14 protein-coding genes are annotated in these 13180 nt (G+C 68.0%); 10 read left to right on the top strand and 4 right to left on the bottom strand.

Going from position 1 to position 13180, the window contains the following annotated elements; translation table 11 throughout:
- Positions 1 to 2 precede the first annotated feature (2 nt).
- Positions 3 to 698, bottom strand: coding sequence for a response regulator (locus tag AB6730_RS08835; RefSeq protein WP_371023272.1), 696 nt, complete (start codon positions 696 to 698; stop codon positions 3 to 5).
- Between the two features lie 146 nt (positions 699 to 844).
- Between AB6730_RS08835 and AB6730_RS08830 the strand changes: the two genes are divergently transcribed.
- The 9 genes from AB6730_RS08830 to hisIE are packed head-to-tail and all read left to right on the top strand — an operon-like array spanning position 845 to position 8183.
- Positions 845 to 1162 (top strand): YerC/YecD family TrpR-related protein, encoded by a 318-nt coding sequence (locus AB6730_RS08830; protein WP_306850450.1) that lies wholly within the window; start codon positions 845 to 847, stop codon positions 1160 to 1162.
- On the top strand, positions 1159 to 2052 hold the full coding sequence (hisG, locus tag AB6730_RS08825; protein WP_371023271.1) for an ATP phosphoribosyltransferase: 894 nt from the start codon (positions 1159 to 1161) through the stop codon (positions 2050 to 2052). The genes AB6730_RS08830 and hisG overlap by 4 nt, the downstream gene beginning before the upstream one ends.
- Positions 2049 to 3356, top strand: a complete 1308-nt coding sequence (hisD, locus tag AB6730_RS08820; protein WP_371023270.1) for a histidinol dehydrogenase — start codon at positions 2049 to 2051, stop codon at positions 3354 to 3356. The genes hisG and hisD overlap by 4 nt, the downstream gene beginning before the upstream one ends.
- Positions 3353 to 4417 (top strand): histidinol-phosphate transaminase, encoded by a 1065-nt coding sequence (gene hisC / locus AB6730_RS08815; protein ID WP_371023269.1) that lies wholly within the window; start codon positions 3353 to 3355, stop codon positions 4415 to 4417. Before hisD ends, hisC begins: the two co-directional genes overlap by 4 nt.
- Entirely contained in the window at positions 4414 to 5478 is a 1065-nt protein-coding gene (gene hisB / locus AB6730_RS08810; protein WP_371023268.1) for a bifunctional histidinol-phosphatase/imidazoleglycerol-phosphate dehydratase HisB, read from the top strand. Before hisC ends, hisB begins: the two co-directional genes overlap by 4 nt.
- Positions 5478 to 6068, top strand: a complete 591-nt coding sequence (hisH, locus tag AB6730_RS08805; protein WP_371023267.1) for an imidazole glycerol phosphate synthase subunit HisH — start codon at positions 5478 to 5480, stop codon at positions 6066 to 6068. Before hisB ends, hisH begins: the two co-directional genes overlap by 1 nt.
- Entirely contained in the window at positions 6065 to 6817 is a 753-nt protein-coding gene (gene hisA / locus AB6730_RS08800) for a 1-(5-phosphoribosyl)-5-[(5-phosphoribosylamino)methylideneamino]imidazole-4-carboxamide isomerase (protein WP_371023266.1), read from the top strand. Before hisH ends, hisA begins: the two co-directional genes overlap by 4 nt.
- Positions 6811 to 7581 (top strand): imidazole glycerol phosphate synthase subunit HisF, encoded by a 771-nt coding sequence (hisF, locus tag AB6730_RS08795; protein WP_371023265.1) that lies wholly within the window; start codon positions 6811 to 6813, stop codon positions 7579 to 7581. Before hisA ends, hisF begins: the two co-directional genes overlap by 7 nt.
- Positions 7578 to 8183 carry a bifunctional phosphoribosyl-AMP cyclohydrolase/phosphoribosyl-ATP diphosphatase HisIE gene (gene hisIE / locus AB6730_RS08790; RefSeq protein WP_371023264.1) on the top strand — a complete coding sequence of 202 codons (606 nt, stop codon included), beginning with the start codon at positions 7578 to 7580 and terminating at the stop codon, positions 8181 to 8183. Before hisF ends, hisIE begins: the two co-directional genes overlap by 4 nt.
- A gap of 125 nt (positions 8184 to 8308) precedes the next feature.
- On the opposite strand, the gene AB6730_RS08785 is transcribed toward hisIE, so the two are convergent.
- From AB6730_RS08785 to AB6730_RS08775, 3 genes are all read right to left on the bottom strand, one after another.
- Positions 8309 to 9850: a pseudouridine synthase gene (locus AB6730_RS08785; protein WP_371023263.1), complete on the bottom strand. Its 1542-nt coding sequence runs from the start codon at positions 9848 to 9850 to the stop codon at positions 8309 to 8311.
- Positions 9847 to 10623: an SMC-Scp complex subunit ScpB gene (gene scpB, locus AB6730_RS08780; RefSeq protein WP_371023262.1), complete on the bottom strand. Its 777-nt coding sequence runs from the start codon at positions 10621 to 10623 to the stop codon at positions 9847 to 9849. Before scpB ends, AB6730_RS08785 begins: the two co-directional genes overlap by 4 nt.
- A gap of 100 nt (positions 10624 to 10723) precedes the next feature.
- Positions 10724 to 11530 (bottom strand): ScpA family protein, encoded by an 807-nt coding sequence (locus tag AB6730_RS08775; protein WP_306850689.1) that lies wholly within the window; start codon positions 11528 to 11530, stop codon positions 10724 to 10726.
- A gap of 395 nt (positions 11531 to 11925) precedes the next feature.
- Here AB6730_RS08775 and dinB point away from each other — a divergent pair, with 395 nt between their 5' ends.
- Positions 11926 to 13113 carry a DNA polymerase IV gene (gene dinB / locus AB6730_RS08770; RefSeq protein ID WP_371023261.1) on the top strand — a complete coding sequence of 396 codons (1188 nt, stop codon included), beginning with the start codon at positions 11926 to 11928 and terminating at the stop codon, positions 13111 to 13113.
- Positions 13114 to 13180 lie beyond the last annotated feature (67 nt).

Genomic DNA, 13180 nt, shown 5'->3' with positions numbered 1-13180 from the left:
ACTCACGAGCCGAAGAAACGCAAGGTGGCCGCGGCCTCCACGGCGGGCGACCAGTCGTCCAGCATGCCGGCGCGCACACCCGCCAGGTATTGGTAGAGCTGGGCATCGTTGGCGAGGCCCAGCTTGTTCATGGCCGAGCGCTTCTGCCGGCTGATGGTCTTGAAGCTGCGGCCCATCAGTATCGCGATGTCACCCAGGCCGTGCCCTTGCGCGAAAGCGCGCAGCACCTCGACCTCGCGCGGCGAAAGCCGGGTGGCATCGTCGTGCCCGTTCGCGCAATCCGCCTCGTGGAACAGCCGGCGTATGGCGGGACTGAGGTAGGAGCGTCCGACATCGGCGGCGTGCACCGCCACGGGAATGTCGCGCAGGTTCGTGCGCTTGTCGAAAATGGCCGCGACGCCCATGTCGAGCAGGCTGCGCAGGATGGCCGGGTTGGACATCATCGTGAGCACCACGATGCCCGTATCCGGACGCGCGGCGCGAATACGCCGGATCATGGGCATGCCGTCGGGCTGGCTACCCTCGGGCATGGAATAGTCGGTGACGACGACGTCGCAGGGGTGTTCGGCGAGGGCGTCGAACAGCGTGTCCGTATCGTGGGCGCGTGCGACGACTTCGTATCGGTGCGCCTTGAGAATCGTCTCGACCCCCGCCACGACCACCGGATGGTCGTCGGCGATGATCACGTTACTCGTCATGTCAGGCCTCATGGCGATGGAATCTCGTCATGTTGGCGGGCCGAAGCCGCGAAATATATGGAAGAAAAGCGCAATCACGTGTCGGCGCTTGCCACGCCCAGGTTGCGGAGGTAGGATGCGTTATCGTATTAACGCGTTAGTACACTATGAAGCGTCGATCGCTCGATCCCGAAACCCCGGCCGACTCGGCCGAGACCAGCCTGTGCGAGGCCTTGCTGGGCCTGTCCACCGTCGATGAGATGCGGGCCTTCCTGCATGACCTGTGCACCCCGGCGGAAATCGAGGTGATGGTCGACCGTTGGCGGGTGGTGCCCCACTTGCTGGAGGGGCGTTCCTACCGGGAGATCCACGAGCGGACGGCGGTGAGCATCACCACGATCGGCCGGGTGGCCCGTTACCTCAACCAGGGTAGCGGGGGCTACATGGCCGCGGCGGCCCGGCGGAACGCGGGAGGTGCCGCATGAAGCCGCGCGACCGCCTGCGGATCGCCATGCAGAAGTCCGGGCGGCTCACGGAGCCGGCCCAGGAGCTGCTGGCGCGTTGCGGCCTCAAGTTCCGCCAGAGCCGCGACAAGTTGTTCTGTTTCGGCGAGGGCGAGCCTGTCGACCTCCTGCTGGTCCGTGATGACGACATCCCCGGGCTGATCGCCGAAGGCGTCTGCGACCTCGGCATCGTCGGCCGCAACGTCCTGCGTGAGTTCCAGCTGTCCAACAAGGAGATCGGGGCGGGTCTGGACGAACTGCGGCCGCTGGGATTCGGTCACTGTCGCCTGTCCATCGCCGTACCCCAGGAAGACGCCTACGACGGCCCGGCGCAACTCGACGGCCAGCGCATCGCCACCTCGTATCCGGGGCTGCTGGGCGAATGGCTGCGGACGAACGGCGTGGACGCGAAGGTCGTGATGCTCGCCGGCTCCGTGGAGATCGCCCCGCGCCTGGGCACCGCCGATGCGATCTGCGATCTCGTCTCCAGCGGCGCCACCCTGGTCGCCAACCAGTTGAGGGAAGCGGCGGTGGTGGTGGAGAGCGAGGCGGTGCTCGCCGGTCATCGCGAGCTTCCGCCGGATGAGCGCGGCGAGATCGCCGAGCTGCTCCTGCGCCGGCTCGACGGCGTCATCCAGGTGCGTGACTCCCGCCTGATCCTGATGCAGGCGCCGCGCGACGCGCTGGCGGCCATCACGCTCCTGTTGCCAGGCAGCCCCGTGCCGACGCTCACGCCGGTGGACGGTGCGCCCGACCAGGTCGTGCTGCAGGCCCTGTGCGCCGGCTCGGTGAGCTGGCGCCAGCTCGAAGACATGAAACGCGCCGGCGCCCGCGACATGCTGGTGCTGCCGGTGGAGAAAATGCTGGCATGAAACGGATCGACTGGACGACCCTGGACGAAAGCGGCCGCGAGGCCGCGTTGGCGCGGCCCGCGCAGTCGCGCTCGGTGGAGCTGCGCGAAGGCGTGGAAACCATCGTGGCGGACGTGCGCCGGCGTGGCGACGAGGCCTTGTTCGAACTCACGTCGCGCTACGACGGCACCCGCCTGCAAGGGCTCGAGGTGAGCGAAGAAGAATTCGCCGCGGCCGAGGCGCGTCTCGCGCCCGAACTGAAAGCCGCGGTGATCGAAGCCGCCGGCCGTATCGACGCCTTCCACCGCGCGGCGGCGCCGACGCCCATCGCGGTCGACACCGCTCCGGGCGTGCGGGTGGAACGGGTATTGCGGCCCATCGGCCGGGTAGGCCTCTACGTGCCTGCCGGTGGCGCACCTCTGCCGTCCACCGCGATCATGCTTGGCGTGCCGGCGGCCATCGCGGGATGCCGCGAGGTGGTGCTTTGCACGCCGGTGCAGGCCGATGGCCGTTGCGACGACGCCGTGTTGTTCGCCGCGAAGGCGACCGGCGTGCATCGCGTATTCAAGCTTGGCGGCGCACAGGCGATCGCCGCGATGGCCTATGGCACGGAAACCGTTCCACGCTGCGACAAGATCTTCGGACCCGGCAACGCATGGGTCACCGAGGCGAAGTTGCAGGTGGCGGGCGATCCCGCCGGCGCGGCGATCGACATGCCGGCCGGCCCGTCCGAAGTGCTGGTGATCGCCGATGCCGACGCCGACCCGCGCTTCGTCGCCGCCGATCTGCTCTCGCAAGCCGAGCACGGTCCTGATTCGCAGGTGCTGCTGGTCAGCCCGTCGGCGAGCCTGCTCGACCGCGTGTCGATCGAGGTGGAGCGGCAGCGTGCCGCCTTGCCACGGGCGGATATCGCCGCAAAGGCGCTGGAGGAAAGCCGCCTCGTGCAGGTGAGCGACCTCGACGAAGCGATGGCGGTCAGCAATCGCTACGCACCCGAGCACCTCATCATCCAGACCGCCGAGCCGCGCGTCTTGCTCGATTCCGTCGAATCGGCCGGTTCCGTCTTCCTCGGTGAATGGACGCCTGAATCCGTGGGCGACTACTGCAGCGGCAGCAACCACGTGTTGCCGACCTATGGCTATGCGCGCAGTTACAGCGGCGTCTCGGTGGCCAGCTTTCAGAAACAGGTCACCGTGCAGGAGGTGACCGCCGCGGGCCTGCGAGTCATCGGGCCTTGCGCGGCCACGCTGGCCGCCGCCGAACAACTCGAGGCGCACCGCCGCGCGGTCACCCTGCGCCTCGCCGCGATGGATGCCGCCGCATGAGCGTCCTCGACCTCGCCCGTCCCGACATCCGTGCGCTGTCGCCCTATTCGAGCGCACGCATGGAAGCGCAGGGCGGTACCGTCCTGCTCAACGCGAACGAGTCCTCACGTCCTCCGAACATCCCCGGTGGCGATGGACTGAACCGCTATCCGGACCCGCAGCCACGGGCGCTGGTGGACGCCCTTGCCGATCTCTATGGCAGCGAACCGGACCGCCTGCTCGTGACGCGTGGCAGCGACGAGGCGATCGACCTGCTCGTGCGCGCCTTCTGCCGAGCGCGCGAGGATGCCGTCGTCGTCTCGCCGCCCACCTTCGGCATGTACGCGGTCTGCGCGCGCATCCAGGGCGCCGCCGTGATCGAAGCGCCACTCGAAGCGGCGGGTGAACTCGATGCCGACAAACTGCTTGCCGCCGTCACGCCGGCGACGAAGCTGGTCTTCGTCTGCAACCCCAACAATCCCACCGGCAATCTCGTGCGGCGCGATGTGCTGGAACGCCTGGCCCGCGAACTCGACGGGCGTGCCGTGCTGGTGATCGACGAGGCCTATGCCGAGTTCAGCGGCGTGGCCAGCGCGACGTCGCTGATCGACAACCACGACAACGTGGCCGTGCTGCGCACCTTGTCCAAGGCCTGGTCCCTGGCCGGTGCGCGTGTCGGAGCGCTGGTGGCGCGCGCGGAAGTGATCGCCTTGTTGCGCCGGATCATCCCGCCGTACCCGTTGCCGTCGCCCTGCGTGGACGCGGCGCTGGGCGCGCTTTCGTACGAAGGCAGGCGTGTGCAGCGTCACCACCTGCAGGAAATCCTTGCGGAACGCGCGCGCATGTTCGCGGCGCTGTCGGCCATGCCAGGGGTTCGCGAGGTGTTGCCGTCGCATGCGAATTTCCTCACCGTGCGTTTCGACGATGCCGCCGGCACTTACCGGCGCCTGCTCGCCGCCGGCATCGTCGTGCGCGACATCACGAGGTATCCGGGCCTCGGCGACGCGCTGCGCATCACCGTGGGTACGGGTAACGAGAACGATCGCGTGCTGGCGATCCTTCGTGCGGGGACCACCGCATGAGCCGGAAAATCCTCTTCGTCGACCGCGACGGCTGCCTCATCGAGGAGCCGGCCGACGAGCAGATCGACAGCTTCGAAAAGCTCGCGCTGATGCCGGGCGTCATCGCCGCGTTGCAACGCTTCGTCGGTGCGGGATACGAACTGGTGATGGTGACCAACCAGGATGGCCTGGGCACGCCAGCGTTTCCACAGGAAGCCTTCGATGGTCCGCACCAGCTACTGCTGCGACTCCTGGCCTCGCAAGGCATTACGTTCCGCGAACAGCTGATCGACCGAAGCCTTCCCCGCGAAAACCGCGACACACGCAAGCCCGCCACCGGCCTGGCCCGGCACTGGCTTGCCGACGACAGCTGGAGCCGCGCGCAATCGGCCATGGTGGGCGATCGCGACACCGACCTCGTGTTCGCGGCGAACATGGGCGTGCGTGGCTTCCTCGTCGGCGCGCGGGGGGCGAGTTGGGCCGAGGTGGCGCACGCCTTGCTCGATGCGCCGCGCACCGCCGAAGTGCTGCGCAAGACGAAGGAAACCTCGATCCGGGTCGCCGTCGACCTCGACCGTGTCACCGACCCCGTCGTCCACACCGGATTGGGGTTCTTCGACCACATGCTCGAACAGATCGGCAAGCATGGCGGCTTCGCGTTGGAGTTGCGGTGCGACGGCGATACCCATATCGACGAACACCACACCATCGAGGATTCGGCGCTGGCGCTTGGCCAGGCCCTGCGCCAGGCGCTCGGCGACAAGCGCGGCATCGGCCGCTACGGCTTCGCGTTGCCGATGGACGAGAGTGCCGCGCGTGCCGAGCTGGATCTTTCCGGCCGCCCGTACTTCGTCTTCGAAGGCGAGTTCCCGCGTGAGCGTGTCGGCGACGTGCCGACCGAACTCGTGCCGCATTTCTTCCGCTCGCTTTGCGAGACGCTCGGCGCGAACCTGCACCTCACCGTGCACGGGGAAAACGCGCACCACATGGTCGAAGGCTGCTTCAAGGTGGTCGCGCGCACGTTGCGCCAGGCGATCCGCCGCGAAGGCGAGGAACTGCCCAGCACGAAGGGGAGCCTGTGATGCGGGTGGTCCTCGTCGACGCCGGTGGCACCAATATCGGTTCGGTGCGTTACGCCTTGCAGCGGCTCGGCACCGATGCCGAACTGACCTCCAGTGCGTCGGCGATTCGCGCGGCGAGCCATGTGATCCTGCCGGGCGTGGGTGCGGCGGGACCCGGCATGCGCATGCTGCGCGAGGCCGGCCTGGTGGACGTGATGCGAGGGCTCACCCAGCCGGTGCTCGGCGTCTGCCTCGGCATGCAGCTGCTCTGTGAGCGCTCCGAGGAAGCGGATACCGAGTGCCTCGGCGTGGTTCCCGCCACGGTACGGCGTTTCGTCGATACGCCAGGCTTGCGGGTGCCGCACATGGGCTGGAACAGCCTGCACGTCACCACCGGTCATCCGCTCGTCGCGGGCCTGCGCGAAGGTGACACGGCCTACTTCGTGCACAGCTACGCCGTGCCCACCGGCGATTACACCCTCGTGGCGAGCGAGCACGGCATGCCCTTCGCGGCCGTCGTCGCCGCCGGCAACTTCATGGGCATGCAGTTCCACCCCGAACGTTCGGCGGGCGTGGGCGCGCAGCTCCTGCGGAACTTCCTTGCCCTATGACGCTTCCCATTCCCGCCATCGACCTGCGTGACGGTAAGGTCGTCCGCCTTTTCCAGGGCGACTATGCGCAGCAGACCACCTTCGCCTTCGAGCCCGAAGCGCTGGCCGCGCGTTACGCCGACGAAGGCGCCACGTGGTTGCACGTGGTCGACCTCGACGGTGCCCGTACCGGCCGTTTCGAAAACCTCGCGACCATCGCCGGCATCGCCTCGGCGGGGCGGTTGCGCGTGCAGGCCGGCGGCGGCATTCGCGATGAAGACGGCGTGCGCCGGCTGCTGGCGGCGGGAGCGCAGCGCGTGGTGGTCGGCAGCATGGCGATACGCGCGCCCGAGACGGTGGCGGCGTGGATAGGTCGCTACGGCGCCGATCGCATCGTGCTGGCGCTGGACACGCGCTTCCGCGACGGTACATGGACCTTGCCGAGCGCCGGCTGGACAGCCGACGAGACGCGTACGCTGGATGAGCTCGTGCCCTGGTACGAAGCCGCCGGCGCACGCCATGTCCTTTGCACCGACATCGACCGCGACGGCACGATGACCGGCCCGAACGTCGCGCTCTATCGCCACCTCTCCACACTGGCGCCGTCACTTGACGTGCAGGCCTCGGGCGGTGTGCGCTCGCTCGACGACGTCGCCGGCCTCGCGCTGCAAGGTGTCGCAGGCGTCATCCTCGGCCGTGCCTTGCTGGAAGGCGCTTTCGCGCTACCCGACGCGTTCGTCGTCGCAGAGAAGGCGAATGCATCATGCTGAATCGTCGCATCGTTCCCTGTCTCGACGTGCGCGACGGCCAGGTGGTGAAAGGCGTGCGTTTCCGCGACCACGCGGTGGTCGGCGAGATCGTCGAGCTGGCCCTGCGTTACCGCGACGAAGGGGCCGACGAACTGGTGTTCTACGACATCACCGCCAGTCCGGAAGGCCGCCGGGTCGACCGCGATTGGGTCGAGCGCGTGGCGCGGGAAATCGATATCCCGTTCTGCGTGGCCGGTGGCATCCGCAGCGTCGAGGATGCGCGCGAGGTATTGCACGCGGGTGCGGACAAGATATCCATCAATTCACCTGCGCTCGAGCGGCCGGCCCTGGTCGGCGAGATCGCCGACGCGTTCGGCGTGCAGTGTGTCGTCGTCGGCGTCGACAGCTTGCGTGACGACGATGGCGAATGGCGCGTGCGGCAGTACACGGGTGATCCTTCGCGCACGCGGGCCTTGCGCAAGCGCACCCTGGACTGGATCGAGGAAGTGCAACGGTTGGGCGCGGGCGAGATCGTGCTCAACTGCATGGGCACCGACGGCGTCCGTCGCGGCTACGACATCGAGCAGTTGAAGGCGGCGCGGGCGATCAGCCATGTGCCGCTGGTCGCCTCCGGCGGCGCGGGCACGCCGGCGCACTTTACCGAGGTGTTCCGTGACGCGGACGTCGATGCGGCGCTCGCGGCGAGCGTGTTCCACTCGGGCGATATCGGCATTCCCGCGCTTAAGCGCGACTTGCGTGCGCAAGGCATCGAGGTGAGGTTATGAGCGAGACGGTTCCCGATTTCGCCAAGGTTGGCGGCCTGCTGCCGGCGATCGTGCAGCATGCGCGTACGGGCGAGGTACTGATGCTGGGCTATATGGACGAGGCCGCGCTGGCGAAGACCCGGGAGCTCGGCCAGGTCACCTTCTTCAGTCGAAGCAAGCAGCGCTTGTGGACCAAGGGTGAAACCTCGGGCGATACGCTGGGCCTGGTCGATGCACGACTCGATTGCGACGCCGACACGATCCTCGTGCGCGCCTTGCCCGCCGGGCCCACGTGCCATACCGGCACGACGAGCTGCTTTGGCGACGACGTCGCGCCGCCCCTGGGATTCCTTGCGGAACTGGATGCGCTGGTCGCGTCGCGACACGCGGAACGGCCACAAGGCAGCTACACGACGACGTTGTTCGAAGGCGGCATCCGCCGCATGGCGCAGAAAGTCGGGGAGGAGGGTGTCGAGACGGCGCTCGCCGCGATCGCCGAGGACGACGATGCGCTGATCGGCGAAGCCGCCGATCTCGTCTTCCATCTGATGGTGGTCTTGCGTGCGCGCGGCATCGGTTTCGATGCCGTGGCCGCGAAGCTGGCTTCGCGGCACGCGAAATAAAGGTTCTTCACGCGTTTGCCGCACCCGGGTGCGGGGATTCACACGGAACGGCTCTGCCCCCGTGCTTCCCCGTACTTCCGCGAAGCAAAATGAAGCGGTCGCGCTAGGCGACCGCAGGCTTCCGCTTAGCGGTTGCCGCTCCGGTTGCCGCCGCCACCGCCACGGTTTCCACCGCCACCGCCGCCACCCGGACGACCGCCACGGTTGCCGCCCGGACGCGGACCACCGCCGGCACGATTGCCGCCACCCTGGCCGCCACCGCCCGTGCGATTGCCGCCACCGGCGGGGCCGCGACCACGATTGCCGCCACCATCGAAACGAGCGCCCGCCGGCGCACGGTTGCCGTCGGAACGGCCCGGGCCTGCCGCGCGGTTGCCTTCGGCACGACCCTGGCCCATGGGCCGGTTGCCGCCAGCGGCATTGCCCGGACGTCCACCCGGACGCGGACTGCGGTTGCCCGTGGCGTTACCGGTTGCATTGCCGCCACCGGTACGGCTGTCGCCCGCGAACCACGTGCGGATCGACGGAAGTTCCTGGCCCGGCGCGACGCGTCGCGACTTGCGCTGGCCACCGGGACCGCCGGCGGCACCGCCGCGCTCGGGACGCGCGACATTTCCGTTGACCTCACGACGCGGAGCGCCCGCCTGGCCGCCGCGACCACCACGGCCGCCGGCACCGCCACGTCCACCGCGCGGGTTGTCGTCGCGCAGGCGATCGAAGGCGGTGAGTTCACGCGCTTCGTCGTGACGTGCCGAACTCCACGCACCCGTGGTACGGGTATCCGGCTTGTACTCGGTGATATGACGCGGGGCGCGGCGCTGGTGCACCACGGCGCTCAGCGTCAGCACGGGTGCCGGGGCGCCGAGGCCCGCGCGCTCGCGCAGTTCCTTGATCGCGGTGTCGTCCAGCGATTCGCAATCGCCACGGCGCAGCGCGCGCGGCAGTTCGACCGTGCCGTAGCGAATGCGCTTCAGGCGGCTGACCAGGAAGCCCTGCGAATCCCACAGGCGACGGACTTCGCGGTTGCGGCCTTCGCGGATGGTGACGCGGAACCAGCTATGGCTTCCACCACGGCTGATGGTGGCGATCTCGTCGAAGCGGGCGGGGCCGTCTTCCAGTTCCACGCCGGCCTTGAGCCGCTCGATGACCTCGTCGGGCACCTCACCGTGCACGCGGCAGAGGTATTCACGCTCCAGGCCGCTCTTCGGGTGCATCAGCGCGTTGGCGAGTTCGCCATCGGTGGTGAGCAGGAGCAGGCCGGTGGTGTTGATGTCGAGGCGGCCCACGGCGACCCAGCGGGCGCCGCGCAGGCGCGGCAGCTGTTCGAACACGGTGGGGCGGCCTTCGGTGTCCTCGCGCGTGGTCACCACGCCTTCGGGCTTGTGGTAGACCAGCACTTCGGCGTCGTTGCGGTTGTCGGTGGCGACGACGAACTGCTTGCCGTCGAGCACCACGCGGTCGCCGGCGTGGACGCTGGAGCCGATCGTGGCGACCGTGCCGTTGACCTCGACTTCGCCGGCCTGGATGCGCTGTTCGAGCATCCGGCGCGAGCCGAGTCCGGCGTTGGCGAGGACCTTGTGCAGGCGCTCCTCGAGTTGTTGGTTGCTGTCGGCGGGGTTGTCGCCGCCGCGCTTAAGGGTGAGCAGGGATCGCTGTGGCGCGTTCATGCGCGTGACTCCTCGGTATCTTTCTCGGCGTCGTCGTCTTCGGCGTCGCCTACGGGGTTCTCTGCCTCGTCGGCAGTGGGGGAAGCCGCGGCGACGTCGTCGCCGGCAGGCAGCTGGTTCGCGACCGCGATCTCGTCGCCCTCGATGGGCGCGGTCTCGGTAGCGGTATTCGTATCGTCCGGTATCGCGGCGTGGGCGGACGCGGGTATCGCGTCACCCTCGAAGCGCATCTGCGGATTGAGTTCCTCGAGGTCGCGGATCTCGGAGAGCGGGGGCAGGGCGTCCAGCGACTTGAGGTTGAAGTAGTCGAGGAAGCCGCGCGTGGTGCCGAACAGGGCGGGTTTCCCCGGAACGTCGCGATGGCCGACGACGCGGATCCATTCGCGTTCCTCGAGCGTCTTGATGATGTTCGAGGAGACCACGACGCCGCGGATCTGTTCGATCTCCGGACGGGTGATCGGCTGGCGGTAGGCGATCAGGGCCAGCGTCTCGAGCAGGGCGCGCGAATAGCGACTGGGTTTTTCCGCCCACATCCGCGAGACCCAGGGATGCACGTCGCGACGGACCTGGTAGCGCCAGCCGGAAGCGACCTCGACCAGTTCCACGCCGCGTCCTTCGCAATCCCCGGCAAGCGACGCCAGGGCGGCCGTGAGTTCCTCCGTGCCGACGTCTTCTTCCTCGCCGAAAATCGCCTTCAACTGCGCGATCGTCATCGGCTGGGTCGACGCCAGGAGCGCCGCTTCCACGATGGGTTTGAGTTGTTCGGGTTGCATAGGCCTTGGGATGTACCGCGCCTTTCACGCGCGGATGGGTTCGTGCACGGGAGCGGCCGCTCGTGCGACGCCCCCCGGTTCGTGGCCCTTTGGAGGGCCGTCAGGCGAGCGCTTCCTCGGGCTCGGCCTCCATCTGTACCTTCGTCTTCAGGTAGATCGGCCCGAGGGCTTCTTCCTGGACGATTTCCACGAGCATTTCCTTGGCGAGTTCCAGCATGGCGAGGAAGGTGACCACGACGCCCAGCCGTCCCTCGTTGATGTCGAACAATGTTTCGAAGCGGTGGAAGCCGCCACCCTCGCTGAGGGTCTGGAGCAGGTCGCCCATGCGCTGGCGCACACTGAGCGGTTCGCGCTGGATCGCATGGTGCGTGAACAGATCGGCGCGGGTGAGCACGTCCTTGAGCGCGAGCAGGAGCTCCTTGAGGTCCAGCGGTGGCGGCACGCGTACCACGTTGTGCTCGCCGACGAAGGCGTGGACCACGGTGGTGTCGCGTTCCAGGCGCGGCAGCTCGTCGATATCCGCCGCGGCCCGCTTGAAGCGTTCGTACTCCTGCAGGCGACGGACGAGCTCGGCGCGAGGGTCCTCCTCGACGCCTTCCTCGGCCGGTGGCCGCGGCAGCAACAACCTGGACTTGATCTCCGCGAGGATCGCGGCCATCAGCAGGTATTCCGCCGCGAGCTCCAGCCGCATCACCTCGCGCATCATGTCGATGTAGTCCATGTACTGCCGGGTGATCTCGGCCACGGGGATGTCGAGGATGTCGAGGTTTTGCCGGCGGATCAGGTACAGCAACAGGTCCAGTGGACCTTCGAACGATTCGAGGATGACTTCGAGCGCGTCCGGCGGGATGTACAGGTCCTGGGGCATTTGCAGCACCGGTTGCCCGCGCACGAGCGCGAGAGGCATTTCCTGCTGCTGCGGGATGCCCGCGAAGGCACCCTGGGTTTTTTCGACCACCTGGACTTCGGTTGTCTCGTTAGTCATCGGCACACGTCAGAAGGGTCGCGAGTGCGACCGGGAACGCAACAATCGATGCCGTCCGGCGGCTGCACCGCCACCTCGCCCGGCTTGCCACGCATCGTCGCCGACGAGCGAAGGGCAAGGCCGCTGGACACCCCAGGAGGGTCACCGTCTGTGAAGGAACGTCGGGAGCAGAGCGCGGCCGGTCCCTGGATCACGGACCGGTGAGGGCGCGACGCCCGAATAAGTTCACCCGATTGAGATACAGGGTATCGCCTGTGCCCGCCCAAGTCCAGCGGGCAGGCAGCCGGTCGCTACGACGTTGCGGCACAATAGGCGCCATGCAGCCGGGCCAGCGCGCGATCATCCACGTCGACATGGACGCTTTCTACGCGTCCGTGGAGGAATTGGACGACCCGTCCCTGGTGGGGAAACCCGTCATCGTGGCCGGGCTGGGCCGGCGCGGCGTGGTGTCCACGGCCAATTACGAGGCGCGCAAGTACGGCGTGCGCTCGGCCATGGCCACCTCGGAGGCCCGCCGGCGCTGCCCTGGCGGCGTCTATATCTTCCCCCGCCACGCGCGCTACCAGGAAATCTCGAACGTGGTCTTCGGGGTATTCGCCGAGGTCACGCCCATGATCGAAGGGCTGTCGCTCGACGAGGCTTTCCTCGACGTCACGGGCAGTCTTCGCCTTTTTTCCTCGATCGAGGCCATCGGCCGCCGGGTGAAGGAGACCATCCGCGAGCGCACGGGGCTGAACGCCTCCGTGGGCATGGCGCATAACAAGCTCCTGGCCAAGCTGGCCAGCGAGTTGTCCAAGCCGAACGGCTTCCTGCGCATCGCGCCGGACGAGGTGCGTGGCTACCTCGATCCGCTGCCCGTCGGTCGCATGTGGACAGTCGGGAAGGTGGCCGAGGAGTCCCTGCAGAAGGTCGGCATACGCACCATTGGCGACCTGGTCCGGGCCGACGCCTGGCGGCTGAACAAGGCGGTGGGGGAGCGTCACGCCGCCCAGCTGCGAGAGCTCTGCCGCGGCGAGGATCGCCGGCCGGTGGTCACCGACGCGCCCGAGGTCTCCATCGGTTCCGAGTGGACCTTCGAGTACGACGTCGAGGAGCTGCCCATCGCCGAGGCCTGGCTGTTGCGCCAATGTGAGCGGGTGGGCGCGCGGGCAAGGGCGCGTGGACTCGACGCACGTACGGTGTCGGTGAAATTGCGTGAGCCGCCCTTCCTGACTCATAGCCGGCAGGCACAATTGCCCGTTCCCGGCAACGCGACGGCCGATATCCACGCCGTGGCACGACGCTTGCTTCAGGTTTGGTGGAGCCAGCACCCCCGGCCACGGCTTCGCCTGCTTGGCGTGACGCTGTCGGGTTTCGATGCCCGGCACGGCGACGAGCAGCAGGACATGTTCGCGGCGCCGGCGTCGGACAAGCGTTCCGACGGTGTGCAGGACCTGATCAATGGGCGCTTCGGCGCCGGGGCCCTGGTTCGCGCGGGAGTGCTCAAGACCCGCGGCAGCGAGTGAGTGCGGCAGGATGGCGGACGGAACCTCGTACTGCGCTAATGTGTCCGTTTGTGACACGGAACGTAAG

The sequence above is a fragment of the Luteibacter sp. RCC_6_2 genome (assembly GCF_041360655.1).
Taxonomy (GTDB): domain Bacteria; phylum Pseudomonadota; class Gammaproteobacteria; order Xanthomonadales; family Rhodanobacteraceae; genus Luteibacter.
The sequence above is the reverse complement of the archived record's forward strand: the minus strand, read 5'-3'. Positions and strand labels throughout refer to the sequence as shown.